The 19,573-nt window shown below is 64.4% G+C and carries 15 protein-coding genes; 6 read left to right on the top strand and 9 right to left on the bottom strand.

Annotated elements, in window-relative coordinates:
- The first annotated feature begins 339 nt into the window (after positions 1-339).
- Positions 340-663 (top strand): hypothetical protein, encoded by a 324-nt coding sequence (locus ACQR1F_RS15750; protein WP_434913411.1) that lies wholly within the window; start codon positions 340-342, stop codon positions 661-663.
- A gap of 111 nt (positions 664-774) precedes the next feature.
- On the opposite strand, the gene ACQR1F_RS15755 is transcribed toward ACQR1F_RS15750, so the two are convergent.
- Positions 775-2,331, bottom strand: coding sequence for a glycosyltransferase family 39 protein (locus ACQR1F_RS15755; RefSeq protein WP_434913412.1), 1,557 nt, complete (start codon positions 2,329-2,331; stop codon positions 775-777).
- 433 nt (positions 2,332-2,764) lie between these two features.
- On the opposite strand from ACQR1F_RS15755, the gene ACQR1F_RS15760 reads away from it, so the two are divergent.
- Together ACQR1F_RS15760 and ACQR1F_RS15765 are read left to right on the top strand one after the other, a co-directional pair.
- The gene (locus tag ACQR1F_RS15760) at positions 2,765-3,436 is read left to right on the top strand and encodes a response regulator transcription factor (protein WP_315800459.1); all 672 of its coding nucleotides are present in this window, start codon (positions 2,765-2,767) and stop codon (positions 3,434-3,436) included.
- Positions 3,437-3,441: 5 nt separating this feature from the next.
- The gene (locus ACQR1F_RS15765) at positions 3,442-4,881 is read left to right on the top strand and encodes a sensor histidine kinase (protein WP_434863972.1); all 1,440 of its coding nucleotides are present in this window, start codon (positions 3,442-3,444) and stop codon (positions 4,879-4,881) included.
- 31 nt (positions 4,882-4,912) lie between these two features.
- On the opposite strand, the gene ACQR1F_RS15770 is transcribed toward ACQR1F_RS15765, so the two are convergent.
- A complete protein-coding gene (locus tag ACQR1F_RS15770) occupies positions 4,913-6,076 on the bottom strand; it encodes a TAXI family TRAP transporter solute-binding subunit (RefSeq protein WP_315800457.1) in 1,164 nt (387 codons plus the stop codon).
- A 280-nt stretch (positions 6,077-6,356) separates the two neighbouring features.
- Positions 6,357-7,307 (bottom strand): aldo/keto reductase, encoded by a 951-nt coding sequence (locus tag ACQR1F_RS15775; protein ID WP_434898602.1) that lies wholly within the window; start codon positions 7,305-7,307, stop codon positions 6,357-6,359.
- Between the two features lie 249 nt (positions 7,308-7,556).
- On the opposite strand from ACQR1F_RS15775, the gene ACQR1F_RS15780 reads away from it, so the two are divergent.
- On the top strand, positions 7,557-8,801 hold the full coding sequence (locus ACQR1F_RS15780) for an NF038122 family metalloprotease (protein WP_434913413.1): 1,245 nt from the start codon (positions 7,557-7,559) through the stop codon (positions 8,799-8,801).
- 60 nt (positions 8,802-8,861) lie between these two features.
- Here the strand turns inward: ACQR1F_RS15780 and ACQR1F_RS15785 are convergent, their stop codons facing one another.
- A complete protein-coding gene (locus tag ACQR1F_RS15785) occupies positions 8,862-10,049 on the bottom strand; it encodes a TCR/Tet family MFS transporter (protein ID WP_434913414.1) in 1,188 nt (395 codons plus the stop codon).
- Between ACQR1F_RS15785 and ACQR1F_RS15790 the strand changes: the two genes are divergently transcribed.
- Positions 10,027-10,326 carry a hypothetical protein gene (locus ACQR1F_RS15790; protein ID WP_434881923.1) on the top strand — a complete coding sequence of 100 codons (300 nt, stop codon included), beginning with the start codon at positions 10,027-10,029 and terminating at the stop codon, positions 10,324-10,326. The genes ACQR1F_RS15785 and ACQR1F_RS15790 overlap by 23 nt on opposite strands.
- Positions 10,327-10,393: 67 nt before the next feature.
- Here the strand turns inward: ACQR1F_RS15790 and ACQR1F_RS15795 are convergent, their stop codons facing one another.
- Positions 10,394-12,463, bottom strand: a complete 2,070-nt coding sequence (locus ACQR1F_RS15795; RefSeq protein ID WP_434913415.1) for an acyltransferase family protein — start codon at positions 12,461-12,463, stop codon at positions 10,394-10,396.
- Positions 12,464-12,755: 292 nt separating this feature from the next.
- Between ACQR1F_RS15795 and ACQR1F_RS15800 the strand changes: the two genes are divergently transcribed.
- Complete coding sequence (locus ACQR1F_RS15800; RefSeq protein ID WP_434913416.1) at positions 12,756-13,190, top strand: hypothetical protein; 435 nt, start codon at positions 12,756-12,758, stop codon at positions 13,188-13,190.
- A 211-nt stretch (positions 13,191-13,401) separates the two neighbouring features.
- Here ACQR1F_RS15800 and ACQR1F_RS15805 read toward each other — a convergent pair whose 3' ends face one another.
- The 4 genes from ACQR1F_RS15805 to ACQR1F_RS15820 form a co-directional block, all read right to left on the bottom strand.
- The gene (locus ACQR1F_RS15805; RefSeq protein ID WP_434913417.1) at positions 13,402-15,015 is read right to left on the bottom strand and encodes an ORC-CDC6 family AAA ATPase; all 1,614 of its coding nucleotides are present in this window, start codon (positions 15,013-15,015) and stop codon (positions 13,402-13,404) included.
- A 3-nt stretch (positions 15,016-15,018) separates the two neighbouring features.
- Complete coding sequence (locus tag ACQR1F_RS15810; RefSeq protein ID WP_434913418.1) at positions 15,019-15,735, bottom strand: hypothetical protein; 717 nt, start codon at positions 15,733-15,735, stop codon at positions 15,019-15,021.
- A gap of 985 nt (positions 15,736-16,720) precedes the next feature.
- Positions 16,721-18,745 (bottom strand): YgiQ family radical SAM protein, encoded by a 2,025-nt coding sequence (locus ACQR1F_RS15815; RefSeq protein ID WP_434913419.1) that lies wholly within the window; start codon positions 18,743-18,745, stop codon positions 16,721-16,723.
- A 132-nt stretch (positions 18,746-18,877) separates the two neighbouring features.
- On the bottom strand, positions 18,878-19,564 hold the full coding sequence (locus tag ACQR1F_RS15820; protein ID WP_434913420.1) for a hypothetical protein: 687 nt from the start codon (positions 19,562-19,564) through the stop codon (positions 18,878-18,880).
- Positions 19,565-19,573 lie beyond the last annotated feature (9 nt).

Raw genomic sequence — 19,573 nt, forward strand, 5'->3', positions numbered from 1 at the left:
GTCATGATGAGCCAATGCTCGCCGTCTCTCGATGTGGTGCTCGATCGGAAAGACAACGGAGCGGCGTCGCAGCCCTGAAGCCCGACCTGATCAGGTCGGCTCCGTCCCACCTGCGGCGCCTTCCATCATGAGCTGGTGCCGCATGGCTTCGAACGTCGTCGGAGTCCAGTGAGCAGGCCGTTCGGTTTGTGTCCCAGCCCCACACGTCCGAACGGCCTGCCATGATGGACCTCGCGTGAGGTTCGCGCTCACACGCGCGCTGTCCGTCCGTAATGATGCTGTAAGTCGCCGCTGCCAGTCTCCCGCAACGACGGCTGAGCCGATCGCAAGGAGAACCCAATGAAACGAATTTGCGCGCTCATGATCGTGGCCTCGACCATCGCTGCTACGATCGCCACGCCGGTGCACGCCGGCGGGAATCGCGGAGCGGCGGTGGCCGCCGGCGTCGCCGGCGGTCTGGCGATCGGAGCCCTGATCGGGTCTGCGGCAACCGCCCGTTCCGCGCCCACCTATGTGGACAGCTACGAGGACTATCCACCGCCGCGGGTCGTCTATCGTCGTCACCGCGTCTATGAGTATGATGCGGACTACGGCAATTATGGCGACGGCTATCTGTCCGGCTACCGGGACGGCTATTCCGACGGCTCCTGGGACAACGACTGAGACGGCCGCCCGGCATCCGACGATGCAAGGCCCCGCAGATGCGGGGCCTTGTTATTTATCTGCATGCTCGGATCCGCCGACGATGTTGCCGCGTCCCGCGTTGTCTCAGCCCTATAGTTCGCTCGGCCGTGTCACCAGGAAGGCCACCACCGTTCGTGTGCAACCCGTCCAGCCGAGCAGCCGCGCCTGCACCGTGAACTCACGCCTGACGTAGTTGCCGGATCGGGCGGCCGCCGCTTCCGCGGCGCCGATACAATCCGCCTGGTCGCGAAAGCACAGCGAAATCCAGCCTTCGCTGCCAGAGTCCGCACCGGTCTTGTGGGCTGAGATGGGCAGACCGTAAGCGGGATGGTCAGCGCTGTAGAAGGCGGTCGCGAGCGCAAGGCTCTCGGTGCCGCCGACATGCGCGAGCGGTGTTCCTGTCAGATCCCGCCATAGCCGCGTCGCTTCCTGTGCAGTCTGCTGGTAGAAGGTGCGGCCTTCCTCATAGCCGTGCCGGTTGCGGTAGAAGGCGTGCAGCGGCGCCGCGACGATCGCGGCCAGGACGGCGATCCCGGCCGTCAGCACCGCGATGTTGACGGTGTGGAAGCGGGCAATCGGATAGCTTGCGCCGCAGACGACCACCACGACGAACAGGAACAGTCCCTGCAGCGCCCACAGCGATGGCAGGTCGGTCCCCATGATCAGCGCGTTGACGACGGGCAGGCCGACCGTGCCGATGGCGATGTACGACAACAGCCGGAGGCCGTCGTTCAGCGTGGTCATCTCCGTGGCGAAGGACCTGATCCTGGCGCCGGCGACGATCAGCCAAGTGACGGCTGGCACGGCCATCGCGGCTGCGAGCCCCAAGAGGAAGAACAGGGCATCCCGCGACGACGTTGCCAGGGTGGAGCGCGCGTGCATCAGCGCGTGCTGGATGGGCGCGGCGTCATGTCCGACCAGCCAGTCGAGATGCATCGACAGCGCGGCGAGGCCGGCGACCGTGGAGATCCATGGTGAAGCCGACGTGAAATAGGCGCGCCGCTGCGGATGCGCTATGGCGGCGAAGGCAAAACTCATCACCAGGAAGATCGAGTAGTACTTGCCGAGCACGGCGAGTGCGGTCGTCAGGCCCGCGGCGGCAGCCCAGGACGTCGTTCGCGTTTCGAACGCGCGCAGGAAGCAGTAGGTGGCGAGCGGCCACGTCGCCAGCTGCACCGAGTTGGCGTTGAAGCGCTGCGCGTGAAACTGATAGGCCGGCGTCAGCATCAGCAGCAGCAGCACGATCACCCGCTTGTCGCCGCCGACGAAGCGGCGCGAGACGAGATCGACGAACCACAGCGCCAGCGCCGCATTGGTCATCGCCATCACGTGGAACGACCAGTCGGAAAGCGGGAAGACGGCGGTCCAGGCGCCGGCGATCCAGCCCATCAGCGGCGGATGCTTGTCGTAGCCCCAGGCGAACGTCCGCCCGAACGTCCAGGTCTCGATCACGTCAGGATGCAGGCCGGCACCGGCATAGGCGATCGAAAGATAGACCGTCCACACGGCCACGAAGCACGCCAGCAGCAGCGGCACGGCCCAGCCGGCCTCGATGCCGTCCAGCCAGCGCAGGAATGGACGACGCCAGGCCGCCGGATGACAGTCCGACCGTTCGGCGACGGTCGAGAACGCAAAGTCATAGAACATGTCGATGTCGATCAATGATGAGGCAACGGATGTGACGCGCGATCGACGCCCCCGGCCGATTAGGAATGGCGGATCGCCCGGTATGTCCGGTCGATCATGCGGCAGGCTTCATGCGGGCGAATCCTCGGCGCGTGTTTGAGCGCGCCAGTCTCGGCCAAGACGATTACGAAAGGCTGACGTTACCGGCCTGCCGGCTGATGGAAAATCGGATGTCCGCGGCCTGGCCCGTCATGCGACTGCAATCGCGCCGGCCGAGAAACCGTTCAGCTTGCAATCGGAGATGTCGCGACAGGCGTGCAATCGGCCTTGTCAGAACCAGTCAACTTCGATTGAGCCACGAAAAACAACGGTACCAGAACGCCGCCACGTAATCCTATTGTAATCCGTCCGTAATGATAGGAACAGCCGATTGTCGGTGATGCGGGAGGATGGCGTGCGCGTTCTGGTCGTTGAGGATGATCCCCAGCTCGGGCTCTGGCTGCGGGATGCACTCGCGACGGCGTTCGGCTCGTCGGACATCGTCACGACGCTCGACGAGGCGCGGGCGGCGATCGCGGTGCGGAATTTCGAGCTCGTGGTGATCGACCGCGGTCTTCCGGACGGCGACGGGCTGGCGCTATTGCCGGATCTGCGGCAGCAGAAGCCGAGCCCCGCGACCGTGGTGCTGACGGCGCTCGACGATCCCGCCGACATCGCACGTGCGCTCGACGAGGGCGCGGACGACTATGTCGCCAAGCCATTTGAGCCTATTGAACTGGTGGCACGGGCGCGGGCGGTGCTGCGCCGTCTATTTCTCGACCGCGGCGCGATGGTCTCGATCGCCAATCTGGGATTCGACATCGTCAACCGTGCGGTCTGCGTCGACGAGGCGCCGATCGTGGTGCCCAGGCGCGAACTTGCGATCCTCGAGGCGCTGGTTCGCCGCAGCGGGCGTGTCGTGCTGCGCGAGACGTTGGAGACCGCAGCCTACGGCTTCGAGGACGAGATCCAGTCGAACGCGATCGAGGCCCATGTGTCGCGGCTGCGCCGCCGCCTGCGCGAAGCCAATTGCAAGGCCACGATCAGGCCGGTGCGCGGCCTTGGCTATCTCCTCAGCGGCGAGTGACGCAGATGAGGTGGCAGAAGCTGAGCCGCATCCGGCGCTCGATCACGCTGCTCTCCGCGACGCTGATTGCGGTCGTCACCACCATCATGCTGATCTGCGCCGCCGCCTTGCTGATCCGCTTCGGCGGCGACGATGACGGCACGTGGGGTGCGGCCGACGTCGCCGACGCGCTGAAGGAGGCCGTGGCCCGCGATGCCGGCGGCCAGCTGATCGTCAAGCAGACGCCCCGCCTCGACACGATCATGCAGGACTTTCCGACGTTCTGGTATGTCGTCTCCGACAAGAGCGGCGAGGTGAGCTACGGGCCGATTCCGAAATGGCGGCCGCACAAGGGGCCGTCCTCGCGGGACGGCACCAGCTTTCTTGCCTATGCGATCGACGGCGAGACGAGGCGCCTGAAACGGATGACGGCGGTCCGGAATACGCCGGTCGGCGAGGTCTGGATCGAGACCGGCGGCGTCGCCTACACGTCGACGCAACTGATGACGGGCACCTTGACCGATGCGACGATCGTCGCGCTCCCGATCATCCTGGTCCTGGTCGCGACGGTGCTGGCGGCGCTGCTGTTCGTGCCGACGCTGATCGCGCGTCCGGTGCGCGCGGTCGCGCGCGCGGCCGAGATGATCGACGGCGTGCCCGACGGCCGAAGGCTGCCCGAGCGCGACGCGCCGGCCGAACTGCTGCCGCTGGTCACCGCCTTCAATCGTGCCCTGACGCGCATCGACCACGCCGCCGAGGCGCAGCGCAACTTCCTGTCCAACGCGGCCCATGAGCTGCGGACGCCGCTGACCAACGCCCGCACCATGCTGGAGGCGGTGCCGGATGCCGGCCTGCGCGCGAAGCTCGTCGGCGAGAACCAGAAGCTGTCGTCGATCGTCACCATGCTGCTGCAACTGGCGCGGATCTCGATGGAGCCGGACGAGCCGGGCGAGATCGACCTGGTCGCGCTGGCGCGGCGCGTCACCGCCGAGCACGTGCCGATGGCGCTGCAGGCCGGGCTCGAGATCGGCTTCGCCGGCTGCGATGCGCCGGTCCGGATCCGCGGCTCGGAGCCCGCTATCGCGGTCGCGCTCTCGAACCTGATCAGGAATGCGGTCGCGCATGCCGGCGCGGGCGGTCCCATCCTGGTCGAGGTCGACTCCGCTGCCCGCCTGCGCGTGATCGATTCGGGGCCCGGCCTGCAATCCGATCAGCCCGAACGCCTGCTGCAGCCGTTCGAGCGCGGCCACGCCCGCGGCGAAGGCATGGGGCTCGGGCTCTCGATCGTGTCGCAGGTCATGGCGACGCATCAGGGCCGCGTCGCGCTGCGCGAGACGCCGGGCGGCGGCACCACGGTCGAGCTGAGCTTCGCGCGCGCCGCGCCTCAGCACGGCGGCGCTGCGAATGCGGCCCTGCCGGCCGTCCGGCGCACGGCCGAGCAGGCGGGATTGCTGCCGCCCTCCTGACGCCGGGACGTCGCTTCCGGCGGTTCGGTGCTCAGCGTGGCTCCCTGCTGCGCTGCCACTTTAGGAAGTCGCTGTAGAGTCTCGCGGCCTCGTCCGGCGACATCCGCGCCTGCGCCTTGCGCTCGTCGAGAAACTTGCGGAATTCGGCCGGGTTGGCATCCTGGCCCGGCGACTGCATCGCGCGGGCGCCGTCGAGCCATTCCTGCGCCGCCTTGAAGCGGATCATGCCCTGCACCGGCGCCGACAGCACGGTGTCGCGCCATTTCGGATGCCGCGGCGGCGACTGCAGCACCTGGATCTTGCCGAACAGCGCGTCGACGAACCGCGCGGTGCGGCGATAGCGTTCGCTGTTCTCCGGCCAGTTGTAGACCATGAGCACGGTGGAGGCCGCGACGGCGTCGACCTTCGTGCCCGGCGGCACCAGGTTGGGATATTCCTCCGACGAGAACGTCGTCGGCAGATAGATGTCCTGCAGCACGCGGTCATACGGGACCGGCAGCAGATGCAGCCGGCCGCCCTCGTTCTTGATGCCCTTGATGATCGGCGCGTCCTTCGACACCGAGGCGATCCAGGCATCGCCCTGGCCGTCGATCAGCTTCTGCAGCCCGCCGGTCGGGTCGGTCTGCGAATCGATGTCGGCCTGGATGCCGAGCCGCCGGAAGATCGTGCGCGCCGCCGGGAGGCCGATCGAGCGCTCGGCGAATACGCGCTTGCCGTTGAGATCCGCGAGCGAGCGGATCTCGCGCCGCGCGATGATGTGAACGTCGTTGTGGAACAGCTTCGCGATGTAGCGCACGCGCTGGGCAATGTCTGGAATGTTGTATTCCGTCTTGACGAATTCCAGCGCGTCGGTGGCGACGAAGCCCATGTCGATGTTCTTCAGCATGACGATGTCGATGAGGTTCTGCGCCGAGCCCTTGCCGAGGATCGGCAGCACGCGCAGGCTCTCGCCATCATCCAGCACCGCTGCCATGTCGGAGCCCATCACCGACATCGGCCCGCCGATCGGCGCGGTGATCACGGTGACGGTGCCGGAGTTCAGCGCCTCGCGGTCCGGCAGCGTGCCCACCGGGGCGCCGGCCGGCGCGCGCTGCGGTGATTGCTGCGCCCGGGCGCTGCCGGTCGGCGCCACGAGGGATGACAGAACCGATGCAAATACGAATGCGCCAACAGCTACGCGCGCGACACGATTCACCGAACGCTTCCTCGATACATTCTAAATTAGAGGTGGACTTAGCAGTTCGATCCCGGCCGAAGTTTGGCCGCGAGGTGACGATCCGCGAAATGCTGCAAAGTCGCCCGGCCCGCTGCACGGCTGTGCTGAAAATGCGGTGCAGGAGCGTGATCGCGTGCGAGGACAGCTGTTGGCAGCGCCCTGTCCTCGATCACAGGCCGTGTCCGGTGGAGAACGACCGTCCTGCGTGCGTGTCGAAACGCCGCACGCCTGGTTGAATGATGACGCTGTTCGTGTGCGCTCACGCGCTCGCCGCGTCGAGCCGCGCGACCTGGTCCGCGGTCAGCGCGAGCTGCGTCGCCGCCACGAGGGTGTCGACCTGCTCGGGCCTGGTGGCGCTGGCGATCGGCGCCGTCACCGAGGGCTTCGCCAGCAGCCACGCCAGCGCGATCGAGGCCTGCTGCGCTCCGGTCTCCCTCGCGACCGAATCCAGCGCGGCGAGGATGCGCATGCCGCGCTCGTTCAAGTATTTCGGAATGCTGCGCTGGCCGCGCGGGCTCTTGCCGAAATCGGCCTCCGAGCGGTACTTGCCGGTGAGGAAGCCGGCGGCCAGCGAGAAGAAGGTGATGACGCCGACGCCGTTGTCCTCGCAGACGCGCTGCAGCGCGCCTTCGTAGGATGCGCGCTCGGCGAGGCTGTATTCCGGCTGCAGGCTCTCATAGCGCGGCAGGCTGTTCGCCTTGGAGATGTCGAGCGCGGCCTGCAGCCGTTCCGCCGAGAAGTTCGAGGCGCCGATGACCCGCACCTTGCCGGCCTTGATCAGCCTGTCATAGGCCGCCAGCGTCTCCTCCTGCGGCGTCGCCTCGTCGTCCTTGTGCGACTGATAGAGGTCGATCACGTCGGTCTGCAGCCGGCGCAAGCTATCCTCCACCGCGCGCGCGATGTAGTCGGGCTTCAGCCCGACCTTGCCGTCGCCCATGTCCATGCCGACCTTGGTGGCGAGGATGACACGATCGCGATTGCCGCGCAGCTTCATCCATTTGCCGATGATGGTCTCGGACTCGCCGCCGGTGTGGCCGGGCACCCAGCGCGAATAGACGTCCGCCGTGTCGAGGAAGTTGAGCCCGGACTCCAGCACCTTGTCGAGCAGGCGGAACGAGGCTGCCTCGTCCACCGTCCAGCCGAACACGTTGCAGCCGAAGCAGAGGGGCGGAACGTTGAGGCCGGACCGGCCGAGCGGGCGCATCTTCATGGGGAGGCTCTCGATGATGATGTTGGATCGATCTGTGGCGGACGCCTGCCGCAGATTGCCGTCATTCGCCGCGCGTGACCAGCGCGGCAGGAGCATGGCGGGGCTTCCCGGCCGCATCCAAACCATGGCGCGGCTGCCGCGAAGAGGGTCCGGCCGCGTCAGACTTTTCACTCACTTGCCGATGATGGTCGCGGCTTGCGAACGCCTCGCAGCTGGGGACGCGGGGGCCATGATCGAGGAGTCCGTCTGATGAACACGCTGACCTATGACCAGCTCGGACTGAGCTCGGAGGGCCTCATGATGCCGGACCCGGCCGCGGCGGCGAAGACCACGACCACCAACACGGCCGCGGCCGCCTCGCCGTTCGTGCTGCCGCCCGGCGCGGTGTCGGATCCGGTGGTGCATGCCGACGGCTCCGAGACCGTCGCGGTTCACACCGGCGGTCTGACCTTCAACCTCACCTTCGATGCCGCCGCTGCGGCTGCGCCCGAAAGCTTCCGCGCCGGCGTCGAGCAGGCGGCGGCGATCCTGTCCTCGGCGATCACCGATCAGGCCACGGTGAACCTCGCGATCGATTTCGCCGGCACCGGCGGCGGCGCCGGCGCCAATGTCAGCAACGGCGTGCTCGCCAACTACACGCAGCTCCGAGCCGATCTGCAGGATCACGCGGCGGCCGGGGACACCGTGTTCGACAATCTGCCGACGACCAGGGCGGTGCAGGGCCATTCCCAGGTGTTCGTCGCCAACGCGCAGGCCAAGGTGCTCGGGCTGATCGATCCAAACAGCACGACGACGGAGGACGGCTTCGCCATCTTCAACACCGACATCCCGACTCAGTCCCTGGTCGGCGTCGCGCTGCACGAATTGTCGCATGCGCTCGGGCGCGTACCGTCGCCGGGCAATCTCGACATCTTCGACCTGTTCGATTTCACCAAGCCGGGACAGCATCTGATCAACAACAACATCGCCGCCGGCCCTCCCGCCTATTTCTCGCTCGACGGCGGCGTGACCAAGATCGCCGATTACGGCCAGATGTCCGACCCGGCCGACTTCCTCAACACCGGCATCCAGGGCGCGCGCGATCCCTTGAACGAGTTCTACAACCCGACCACGTCGCAGACGCTGTCGCCGATCGATCTCGTGGTGCTGGAGACGCTCGGCTACAACATCAAGACGCCCGACACGCAGGCGCTGCTGGCCCAGATCCCGCAGGCCGCAGGCGTCGCCGCGCCGGTGCAGACGCCGGCGCAGGCCGCCGCCATCGCCTCGGCGGTGGCGGCCGAGACCGCCGCCAGCCTGACCAAGCTCGGTGACGCCGCAGGCGCTGCGCAGGTGCTGGCGAACGCGCAGGCCGATGCGACCGCGGCCAATGAGAGTGGCAGCACCCATGCCGCCGGCACCATGCACGAGGCCGCAGTCCACGACCCCTATGCCGGCAACTCCCACTACGACTCCATGATGGCCCTGCACCTGCACAGCATCACCGCGAACTGAGAGGCGTGCGGGCGAGCGCCGTCCCCGGGCACGGGCGGCGCAGGCGATCGCTCCGAGACGTCAGGGCACGGACGCCGGCTTGGCCGGGCGCAGGGTGACAACGACGGGAATGGCGAACGCGTAGATGGCGACGACCGACAGCCAGATCGCCCCGGGCCATTGCTCCCTGACGGCGAAGTACAGGCTCGAGAAGCCGAGCGGCGCAACGATCGAGGCGAGGCTGACGGTGGCGGCGAGCACGCCCTGGAACTGGCCCTGTAAATTCTCGTCGACCTGCCGGGTGGCGAGCGACTGCAGGGCCGGCATGCCCATGCCGCCGAGGGCGAACAGCGGCATGGCGCCAAACACCATCCAGCTCTGCCTGGCGAACGCCATGGCCGTGAGAGCCGTGCAGACACAGGTCACCCCGGTCAGAATGGCGCCGCGCTCGGTCAGCAATCTTACCGCCGGGCCGGGAAGGAACATCTGGGCCAGCATCTGGCACACGCCGAAGGCGCCGAGCGACAGGCCGATCCAAAGACCGCTCCAGTGGAAGGTGTCGCCACCCCACAGCGCCCAGCAGACGCCATAGGCCTCGCCGGTCGCGCTGAACAGGAAGAAGAGGAGAACCACCGGCAGCAGGCTCTTGACGGCGAGCACCCAGCGCAGTGGCCGCAGCGGGTTGAGGACCGCGATCTCGATCCTGCCAGGGTCCGGTGGTCGCGATTCCGGCAGCATCAGCAACGCCAGCAGCGCGTTGCATCCGTTCAACGCCGCCGCCGCGACGAACGGCAGCCGCAGCCAATGGTCGCCGAGCGCGCCGCCGAGCACGGGCCCGATGATGAATCCCATGCCGAACATCGCATTGAGGAGTCCGAAGCGGCGGGCTCGCTCCTCCTCGGCAGAGATGTCAGTGATGTAGGCCGTGGCCACCGAGACGTTTGCGCTGGTGACGCCGGCGATGGCGCGGCCGAGCAGGAGCATCCAGAGATCGGACGCAGCGGCCAGGAACAGGTAGTTGACGATGGCGCCGGTCAGCGAGACCAGCAGCAGCGGGCGCCGGCCGAGCCGATCGCTCAGCGAGCCCAGCACCGGCGCGCAGATGAACTGCATCGCGGCGTAGAGCGCCGTCATGACGCCGAGAAGGGACGCCACGTTGTCGGCGTGCGTCACGTCGTGCAGCAGCGACGGCAGGATCGGAAAGATCAGCCCGATGCCGGCGGCATCGAGCACGATGGTCAGATAGATGACGGCAACAGCCCTGGTCATGGCGCGCTCCGGTCCACGCGAGCCGATGGCGCAGATACGCGCGACCGCTCGCTGGAGCCTGACGATCGGTCAGGCGATTGATGTGTGGGAGACGCTGGGCCGGTCCATGCCAGAACGGCAGATGGACGGCTTGTACTCGGCCGCAGGCAACGGCCGCTTTTCGCGACAGGCGCCGTCTATACGTGACGATCGGGCAGCGCAAGCGGCTTTTTCCGAACGACGATCGGCGCGTTCAATGCATATTCATCGACACGACGCCGGAGCTCTGGTCGGGTGATGGCAGGCAGACGTCGATGGGCTGTCCCGGGGCGTTTCGTGATCCGCTCCAGCAATGCGCCGTATCTTCACTGCACGGCCGGCCGGTCGTCGAGAGCCCCCGTCCTGCCGCGTTGCGGCTGCGCGTCGTCACGCAGGCCCAGCGGTCGGACGTCGCGTTGGATCAACGGGGTGAGCAGGTGCTCGGCGAGATAGAGGGACGCGAGGGGGCGCAGGTGCGCATTGTCGAAGCTCACGAGACCCTCGCGCCGGTTGCGATCGAGATAGATCAGGCAGCCTTCTCGATTGCAGAAGAAGTCATGAAGGCTCTGGTACTCGAACGGTTCGTCGGCCTGGAGCTCGTTTCGAAATGCCTTGTCGATGCCGAGCGCATGCTGGTCCAGGTGCGTCGCGATACGTGCCGGCGTGAACTGCCAATAATGCTGCATGACCACCTTGAAGAGGAACGGCTCCCAATGAGGCGCCAGTCCGAGCACGATCACCCGTTTCACGCCGATCCGTTTGATGTCCCGGGATACTTCGCGCAGGTAATCCGTATCGAAGGAATTGTTGAATGAGATGACCACGACATCGGGAACGACATTCTTGATCGTCGACAGCGCAAAGGCGTTGGACGTCTCGCAGTAATCGGTCGTCAACTTGGCCAGATCGATCGGGTGTGGACGGCACCCCGACGCATAGACCAGCAGCAGGGACGTATCGGCCGGCAGCGTCTTCCGTAAGCCGTAGAAGAGATGGGCCGAATGAGAGTCGCCCCAGAGCAGCACCGTTCTGCGGGAGTGGCTGGTGTAGCAGTCCGAGCTGATGCCGTCCCGCGGGACGCGCGTGGGAAGCGCGCTCTCGAAGTTGTAGAAGTTGCATTGGTTCTGGTTGATCTCCACCAGCTCTTCCCGGGCCGGCGACACGCCCGTGCGGAACGAATCGAAATAGGCTGCGTAGCTGTTCAGATCGCCCGGCTGAAAGGTCCAGCCGTAGGTCATGGCCAGGGCGCCGATTCCAGCGAGCGTCGCCAGGGCACCGCCGAGCAGCGGGACCGAGCGCAAGGGCGATTGCCCGAACCGGATTGGACGTTCGAGAAATCGATAGGTGATCCAGGCCAGACCGGCGCTCAGCGCGACGCCGCCGCAGCGCAGCGGCGCGGAGCCCGCCTCGCCCATCCAGGCCCGGGTCAGGACGAGCAGGGGCCAGTGCCAGAGATAGAACGGGTAGCTGATCAGCCCGATTCCGACCAGGACAGGATGCGAAAGAATCCGGCGGGCGACCCAGCTAGACGGTCCGGCGCCGACGAGCATGCAGGTCGCTGCGACAGGCAGCAGTGCCGCCCACCCGGGAAATGGCGTATTTCTCGAAATCAGGATCAGGCTCGCCGCCAACAGAGCTATTCCCGACGCCGCGAGCCGATCGGAAACGACCGATCGATGTCCCGTGTCAGGGACGGCGCCGAGGAGCGGCCTGGTGTATGGCGACGATGCGATCGCCAGCAGACCGCCTGCAAACAGCTCCCATGCGCGCGTGAGCGGGGAGTAGAACGCCTCGGTCGGGCTCGTGCCCATGGCTCTGATGTTCAGCAGAAATGACCCGACGAGCAGCAGCCCCACGAGGTACGGCAAGGCGCGCTTCCTTGTCCGCCAGCACAGCCACAGCAGCAGCGGCCAGAGGATGTAATATTGCTCTTCGATGCCGAGCGACCACAGGTGAAGCAGCGGCTTCGTTTCCGCGGCCAGGTCGAAATAGTTGGCCTCCTTCCAGAACAGCAGGTTCGCGGCAAATCCGGCGCTCGCCGCGACCTGCTTGCCGAGCTCCTTGTATTCGTCGGTGTACAGAAGAATGCACCCGAGCAGGAGGACGGCCAAGAGAACTACGATGAGGGCAGGGAAGATGCGCTTGACACGGCGCGCGTAGAAGGTCCGAAGACGAAATGATCCGTTCGCCAGATCCGCAACGATGATCGAGGTGATCAGGAACCCGGATATGACGAAGAAGATGTCGACTCCGATGAAGCCGCCGCGAAGCACATGGGGAAAGGCGTGGAACACGACGACGGACATGACTGCGACAGCTCTCAGTCCGTCGATATCCGGCCTGTAGGCCGTGCCGACCACGGGAGCCGGTTTCGAGCCGGCCACTGGCGCGTGCATGTGCGCTCTCTCCCCCAAAAGAACGTTCGGCTTCCAATCGGCTTGGCTGCCGTCAATTGCGCGAAAATTTCTATTTCACAATTATGACGGATGGCGCGGGCCAAACGCAATCACGAATGAGCGTCGTGAGGAGGTGATCGCCAAGTCGGTCGCGAACGTCGAAGCCGTCCGCGGTGAGCCCGCGCTCATGATGCCGCGTGGCTATTGTCTGTCTCCCGCAAAACGACGTATGTGAATCCGGTGGCACGGTGATCGCTCGGGGCGATGCGATCGATGCGCAGGGGGATGGACGATGGGGATCAAGGCAGCTCTGCCTGCGGCGGCGATCGCTGTTCTGATGGCCGGTGGATGTGCGATGTCGCCGGAGGGACTCGACTCGCGCGACGTCGCCGACAGCAGAAGCTTTTCCGAAAGCTACGAGGAAATCTATCGCCGCCTGATGGAGACCGGCAAAAGCTGTAATCCGCCGGTCCGGGTCTTTGGCAATCCGGCCAACCCGGGCGGGGGACAGATCGAAGCCGAAGGCGAGCTGCACCGCGACCGCGGCTTTGCGGAGTTTCGCCTGGTCGCAGGCAGCTATGGGGTCCGGATGAACTACTTCGCCTCGGCGCGCATCGAAAAGTCCGGCTCCGGATCGCGCGTGAGCATCAAGGTCAGCAATCCGCTGGGAGCAGGACCCCTGAGCAGCCGGATCTATCGATGGGCGAGCGGCGACTCGAGCTGTTAGCTTGGCTCAGTATTGCCGAGTCTTCTTGGTCTAGACGGCCGCGGGCCGGCCGATGTGACCACCGTGGACGATCATCGGAAGGCGCCGCAATCGTGAAGAAGCTGAAGCCGATGCCTCTTGGCGAGGTCTTCCGTGAGGAGTTCCCGATGCCCCTCGGAATGTCCAGGGGCGCGCTGGCCAAGGTCTGCGTGGTCCTCGCCATTTAGGCGGCTTAGCCCGATAGATACTCTAAAACGGCTGCCACAGCTGCGTTTCTCATTTGTCTTGCTCGGACATTGCCGACGTAACTAGCTTCCATCAGTTTCTTTTCTGAGGCCTTAAGCACGTCGCCTACTGTCAAAAGCCCCAATTCGACGAGCTTTCCATATTGCCATTTTGAAATGTCAAGAACATCAATCGATTTAGTCAGCTGCTCCTTTAGGGCTGCTCCTTTTGACTCATCTGGCGCGTTTATCGTCTGGTCAGCCAAGCTTTTGAAGGCCGAATGATTTGCTCCAAACTCCGTCATCCGCTTGGGGGTTAGCCCCTTCGCAATATCGAACGAAGTGGATGCAGGCCGCGCCTCAAGTGAGAATAGGCAGCCTAGATTGATCATGTAACGCGTGCCAACCTCAGCGCGGCTAGCCTTAATCCCTGAGGCTTGCTCAATAACCACCCCGGTGTAGGACAGTATACGAAGAGCTTCCTTTACGAGCGCCGGGGCGTCTCTGTGAATCCATACGTATGCACTCGTCGCTTTGTCCGCCGCTAAATATTGATCGTTTTTTGTCTTTATCTCTGGCAAAACTATCGACTCAATAAATTGTCTTCCCCAGTCAATTACAGTTCGGTGACCCGAATACTTGTCTGCCAGTAGAGAATGTTCGGACCAGATGTCGCTTCGATAATATTCCCGAATCGTGAGATTGATTTGAGTAGAGTCGACGGCTGGCGATGATGCGAGAGTTTTGAGGAGAAGCCGAGGATTTCCGGCGGCAGCATAGGCGAGAACCGCAAAATTCTTCCCATTCCGTGCGATATTCTTGAGAACTGTGGAGTCTGCTTGCTTTTCCACAATTTCTCTCATGTTGTCTACGTAGGTCGGCGCCAGAACGTCTCGGTCAATCGAAATCATAGTTGCGTCATGTGCAGGCTGAAAGGTCTCTCCGTAGCTTGTTACGCCGGGGTAAACTGCCGCATTGCAAGTGATACAATGGCTGCGTAAGTCGCGGAAAAGCGTGAAAAACAACCGCTGTTGTTCTGGCAGAAAAATATGCGCCGCCTCGTCGATCAGAAGTACGAAGCGACTAATTGACAGTTCCGACGAAATGTCTTCGAGAGCTTCTTTTAATGCATCAACGGATGGAACAATTTCGAGATTTTCTATCGCTGAGTTCGGGTTTTGCCAAGAGTCTTCAAACGAGCCAGCGATAACTTCAAGTCGTGTCGGCTGGGCGTCCGAGACTGTATCAGATCCGGCCAAAAGTCGGGCGCTTTGAGAAACGGAGCTAAGCAAGCCTTCCTTCATAAGAGAACGAATTATGGCGGAGCAAATTCTCGCGAGCATCCAATGTTTAAATTGATCGGGATCGGCCGATTGGAGAAGTGAGCTTCTAACGAAGCTTAGATATACGGGAAAGACTCTGTCTTGCTCGAAGCTGACGGCCAACTCTCGCTGTGCAACCCGAAGCAAGAAGGATTTTCCAACCCCTCGGCTCCCAATCAAAATTGTGGGATTCCGATTCTTTAGTGCGTCGACAGTTGCTCTATCTTGGGCCGTCTCAACAAAATAGTCGACAACAGCCTCCGGGCGTATGTCCTCAGTTCGAAAGAAGAAGTCGATCATAGGTTAGCCCGCTGCGTAGAAGTCTCGTACAGTGGAGATAGTTCCGAATGAGTCGAGCATCAAATGCTCTAGTTTGATGCGTTGTGGCTTGCCAATTAGCCGAAGATACCTGCAAGCGAAAGCGAAGAGTATGCAGAGGCGTATCGTGTCGGCTCGTGCTGCCCAGTTGATCAGCTGATCTCGCTCGAACCGGATGGACTGATCGGTGTCCGACAAGTTGTAGGTGTGACGGTTGCCGTGTACGTATTCGGAACATTCCCGATAGACAGTTCCTGCTAATGTTGCATATTGTTTTCCGAGTCGTTCCATCCCGGGATTGAACGCTTCGATAAAGTTGTGTGCGAAAACGCCATCCGACGGATCGGTCAGCGCGTTCCAGTTTATATCTCGTTTTTTGACTTGCCATTCGCGCAAATGAAACTCGTTAGCCGAGAAATGGATGCTCGAAAGTGAGAGCTCAAAGAACAATCTGAGACTAATCGTGGCGTGTCGATATTTAGCGGCAGCAATTGCGTAAAGTGCAAACTGATACTCACGTATGGCTAGTCCCATAACTTCAGCCTCGGGTCGTTCTTCGATCGTGGCGAGTAAGAGTTCGAAGTCAGCGGCGAAATTATGCGATCGCGTGAATGCTTCAAGGGCTTCTCGGTCGTCGAGAAGATCGATGAGGCAATCGACGCTTCGACCGATTAAGACGAGATATGGGATCGAAATATTCATGTGACTAAAACGTCGTCCATCTAAAGGGTTCTCAATGGGAGCTTAGCAGGAAGCTAGAGTCGCTAAAACAGCGTATTCGCTTGTTGGTTGTACCTCTGCTTAGCAGGTGCTCGCCCGCATCGTCGACAGCCCGAGTTCACTCGGGGGGAGCTCGACGGGCAATTCCCGCATCGCCGCCATGCGCAAACTGCCCGTCGAGCCAGTTTGTCGCATGCTGCGCGCCTTGTGTCGTCGGGCAAATCAAGTGGATGCTCTCGGCCATCCCGTTTGCGATGAAGAGGGACGTTTCGGCCGATCGTCACGGAGCGTAGCAGCGGGGAGCGGTGGACGTGTCGGGCTCGGGGCTTTCGCGCAAGCGGGCCGGCGAATGAGCCTGGGACGTACGGTCAAGTCGCGTGGTCCTGGCCTCCCGACGCTGAGGTCAAGCCGGTCGATGATGCGGAAACGCGTCTCGCCGGTGATGGGGGCAAGAAAGCCCGGTCCCCAGGGAGATCGCGAAGCAGCCGTTCAAACCACCGCGCGGGGAAGGCCGGGTCGTCCGGCTGAACTCGTGGTACCTGCCGCCTGCATTTTTTTCCGCAGGCGGGCCACGGGCCTCAGTCGAGGTCCGGTCTTCCCCGCGCCCTCTCATCTGTCGAGGGCGATGTCGGCAGCATCACCTGGGCGCGGATGGCGTCGCGGGAGTGCGGTGGGCTGTTCGGAAAAATTGTGGAGTGGATGTGGTGGCGGGAACGGGGGTGGATGCGTCACAGACGCCGGCGCTTCCGGTGCGCATGCGTTGGCGAGATGGCGGCAACAAATTCGGTGTCGTCCCGGGCTTGACCCGGGACCCATAACCACAGGCGGATGTGTGAGGCAGGCTGGTGCTTCAGGATGTGCCCAACACGTCTTCCTGTGGCTATGGGTCCCGGGTCAAGCCCGGGACGACAGCGGAGAACGAGGCGGGTGCGTGCCCATGCCATCAAGCTTGGCGCGCGCTCGACAACTACTTCCTGATCTTCACGCCCTTGGTCGTGAAGCGCTGCGGCCGCTGTTCGGGTCGCACAGGCCGCCGCGTGACGGCAGCCTTTCCCGTCCCCGGCGGCTGATGTGCGGGCACCAGCTGATCCGGGCGCGAGCCGATCAGATCGGCGCGGCCCATGGCGCGCAGCGCGTCCCGCAGCACCGGCCAGTTGTCCGGGTCGTGATAGCGCAGGAACGCCTTGTGCAGGCGGCGCTGCTTCAGGCCCTTGATCGCCTCGACCTTGTCGCTGCTGCCATGGCGGACGCCGCGCAGCGGGTTGACGCCGGTGTGGTACATCGCGGTGGCCGTGGCCATCGGCGACGGCAGGAAGGTCTGGACTTGATCCGCGCGGTAGCGGTTCTTCTTCAGCCACAGCGCGAGGTTCATCATGTCCTCATCGCTGGTGCCGGGATGGGCGGCGATGAAATACGGGATCAAATAGTACTTCTTGCCAGCCTGCGCCGCGGCGGCGTCGAACATCTGCTTGAAGCGGTGATAGGTGCCGATGCCCGGCTTCATCATCTTGTCGAGCGGACCACGCTCGGTATGCTCCGGCGCGATCTTCAGGTAGCCGCCGACGTGATGCGTCACGAGCTCCTTGATATAGGCCGGGCTCTCGACCGCGAGGTCGTAGCGCACGCCCGAGGCGACCATCACGCGCTTGACGCCCTTGACCTCGCGGACCTTGCGATAGAGCCGGATGAGATCGTCATGCGAGGTGTTGAGGTTAGGGCAGATCTCCGGGAAGACGCAGGACGGCCGGCGGCACGCGGCCTCGACCTTGGGGTCCTTGCAAGCCATCCGGTACATGTTGGCGGTCGGGCCGCCGATGTCGGAGATCACGCCGGTGAAGCCCGGCGTCTTGTCCCGGATGCGCTCGATCTCCTGCAGGATCGAGCCTTCCGAGCGGCTCTGGATGATGCGGCCCTCATGCTCGGTGATCGAGCAGAAGGTGCAGCCGCCGAAGCAGCCGCGCATGATCGTCACCGAGAACTTGATCATGTCCCAGGCCGGGATCTTGGCGTCGCCATAGGACGGATGCGGCGCGCGGGCGTAGGGCAGATCGTAGACGCTATCCATCTCCGCCATGGTCAGCGGGATCGGCGGCGGGTTGAGCCAGAGGTCGCGGTCGCCATGGCGCTGCACCAGGGGACGTGCATTGCCCGGATTGCTCTCCCGGTGCAGCACGCGCGAGGCGCGGGCATAGGCTTCCTTGTCGGCCTCGACCTGCTCGCAGGACGGCAGGCGGATGATGACGTCGCCCTTCTCGCGCGCGGCGCCTTCGTCGGCGGAATCGAGATCGTCGGCGTGCAGCTCGACGAAGCCCTCTGGCACTTTGCGGAACAGCGCGGTGCCGCGGACCGACTGGATGTCCTTGGGCGCTTCGCCGCCGGCGATGCGGTGCGCGACCTCGATCACGGCGCGCTCGGCATTGCCGTAGATCAGGATGTCGGCCTTGGCGTCGGCCAGCACCGAGCGGCGCACCTTGTCGGACCAGTAGTCGTAATGCGCGATGCGGCGCAGCGAGGCCTCGATGCCGCCGAGCACGACCGGCACGTCCTTGAACGCCTCGCGGCAGCGCTGCGCATAGACCAGCGTGCAGCGGTCCGGCCGCCTGCCGCCTTCGCCATTGGGGGTATAGGCGTCGTCGCTGCGGATGCGGCGGTCAGCCGTGTAGCGGTTGACCATGGAGTCCATGTTGCCGCCGGTGACGCCGAAGAACACGCGCGGGCGTCCGAGTGCCTTGAACGGCTCGGCCGAATGCCAGTCGGGCTGCGAGATGATGCCGACGCGAAAGCCCTGGGCCTCGAGCAGCCGGCCGATGATCGCCATGCCGAAGGAGGGATGGTCGACATAGGCGTCGCCGGTCACCAGCACGATGTCGCAGGCGTCCCAGCCGAGCGCGTCCATCTCCTTGCGGCTCATCGGCAGGAACGGCGCAGGCTTGAGGTCCGCGCGATGACGCGGCCAGGAACTCAGCGGTGGGGCGGTGAGGGCGATGTTCATCGCTCACGCATAGAGCCGCGGCGCTGCGAGTTCAACCGAAGCCCCGGTCGCAGGCGAGGCCCGGTGGTCAAATTGTCCGGAATGGTTCCCGCGGCGTTGCGCGGCCGACCTGACGTCGCAGTTCCTGCCGTCTCAGTTGAGGTGATGCGAGGCGCCGTTGCGGCGCTTGAGCCAGCCATGGCCGAAATAGGCCAGCAGCGCGGCTGCGGCGAGCATGATCCAGATCGAGGGCATCTTCGAGCGCTGGCTGCCGCCGGCCTCGCCGACCGTGACCGGCCCGTTGCCGGGCTCGGTCATCGACACCAGCCGCAGGCCGGCGGCGTCGGTCGCGCGCCGCATGTCGGCGATGGCGGAGTGGGGCAGCGGGTCGGCGGCGAACGGCCGACCTGTCGCCGGCGCGGGCTCGTCGGACGCGGCGAGGTCGCCCGGCGGCGGCTCCATCGCGGATTGCGCGGCGTGGCTGCCGGCGGGCAGCTGGGCGAAGGAGTTCAGGTTCGCCGGCCGATGCGGCTTCGGCCCATGCTGCGCCATCCGGTCCGGCTTCTCGGCCTTGTCCATCTTTTTCGGCGTCATGCTCTGCGGCACCGCGACCCGCACCTGCGGCCGCGAATAGGACGCGGGCTGGGTGACGGCCAGCATGCGGTCGGACCAGGCCATATAGGCCTTGCAGAGATCGTTGCAGTATTGGCCGTTGACCATGTCGGCGGATCCGGCCTGCGCGGCGCCGGGCGCGGCAACACAGATGATCGAGACCAGCGCGGCGGCCGCTCCGAGCCTCGACGATGTCAAAACAGGCAATGCGCTCAACTGGCCGATCATCGCAATTTC

The organism is Bradyrhizobium sp. HKCCYLS3013, assembly GCF_051167615.1.
Taxonomy (GTDB): domain Bacteria; phylum Pseudomonadota; class Alphaproteobacteria; order Rhizobiales; family Xanthobacteraceae; genus Bradyrhizobium.

Excerpts from the sequence above, each read along its gene's own strand:
- ACQR1F_RS15750 (WP_434913411.1), top strand. The coding sequence starts at position 340 with ATGAAACGAATTTGCGCGCTCATGATCGTGGCCTCGACCATCGCTGCT.
- ACQR1F_RS15755 (WP_434913412.1), bottom strand. The coding sequence starts at position 2,331 with ATGTTCTATGACTTTGCGTTCTCGACCGTCGCCGAACGGTCGGACTGT.
- ACQR1F_RS15765 (WP_434863972.1), top strand. The coding sequence starts at position 3,442 with ATGAGGTGGCAGAAGCTGAGCCGCATCCGGCGCTCGATCACGCTGCTC.
- ACQR1F_RS15775 (WP_434898602.1), bottom strand. The coding sequence starts at position 7,307 with ATGAAGATGCGCCCGCTCGGCCGGTCCGGCCTCAACGTTCCGCCCCTC.
- ACQR1F_RS15780 (WP_434913413.1), top strand. The coding sequence starts at position 7,557 with ATGAACACGCTGACCTATGACCAGCTCGGACTGAGCTCGGAGGGCCTC.
- ACQR1F_RS15790 (WP_434881923.1), top strand. The coding sequence starts at position 10,027 with ATGACGGCAACAGCCCTGGTCATGGCGCGCTCCGGTCCACGCGAGCCG.
- ACQR1F_RS15785 (WP_434913414.1), bottom strand. The coding sequence starts at position 10,049 with ATGACCAGGGCTGTTGCCGTCATCTATCTGACCATCGTGCTCGATGCC.
- ACQR1F_RS15795 (WP_434913415.1), bottom strand. The coding sequence starts at position 12,463 with ATGCACGCGCCAGTGGCCGGCTCGAAACCGGCTCCCGTGGTCGGCACG.
- ACQR1F_RS15800 (WP_434913416.1), top strand. The coding sequence starts at position 12,756 with ATGGGGATCAAGGCAGCTCTGCCTGCGGCGGCGATCGCTGTTCTGATG.
- ACQR1F_RS15805 (WP_434913417.1), bottom strand. The coding sequence starts at position 15,015 with ATGATCGACTTCTTCTTTCGAACTGAGGACATACGCCCGGAGGCTGTT.
- ACQR1F_RS15810 (WP_434913418.1), bottom strand. The coding sequence starts at position 15,735 with ATGAATATTTCGATCCCATATCTCGTCTTAATCGGTCGAAGCGTCGAT.
- ACQR1F_RS15815 (WP_434913419.1), bottom strand. The coding sequence starts at position 18,745 with ATGAACATCGCCCTCACCGCCCCACCGCTGAGTTCCTGGCCGCGTCAT.
- ACQR1F_RS15820 (WP_434913420.1), bottom strand. The coding sequence starts at position 19,564 with ATGATCGGCCAGTTGAGCGCATTGCCTGTTTTGACATCGTCGAGGCTC.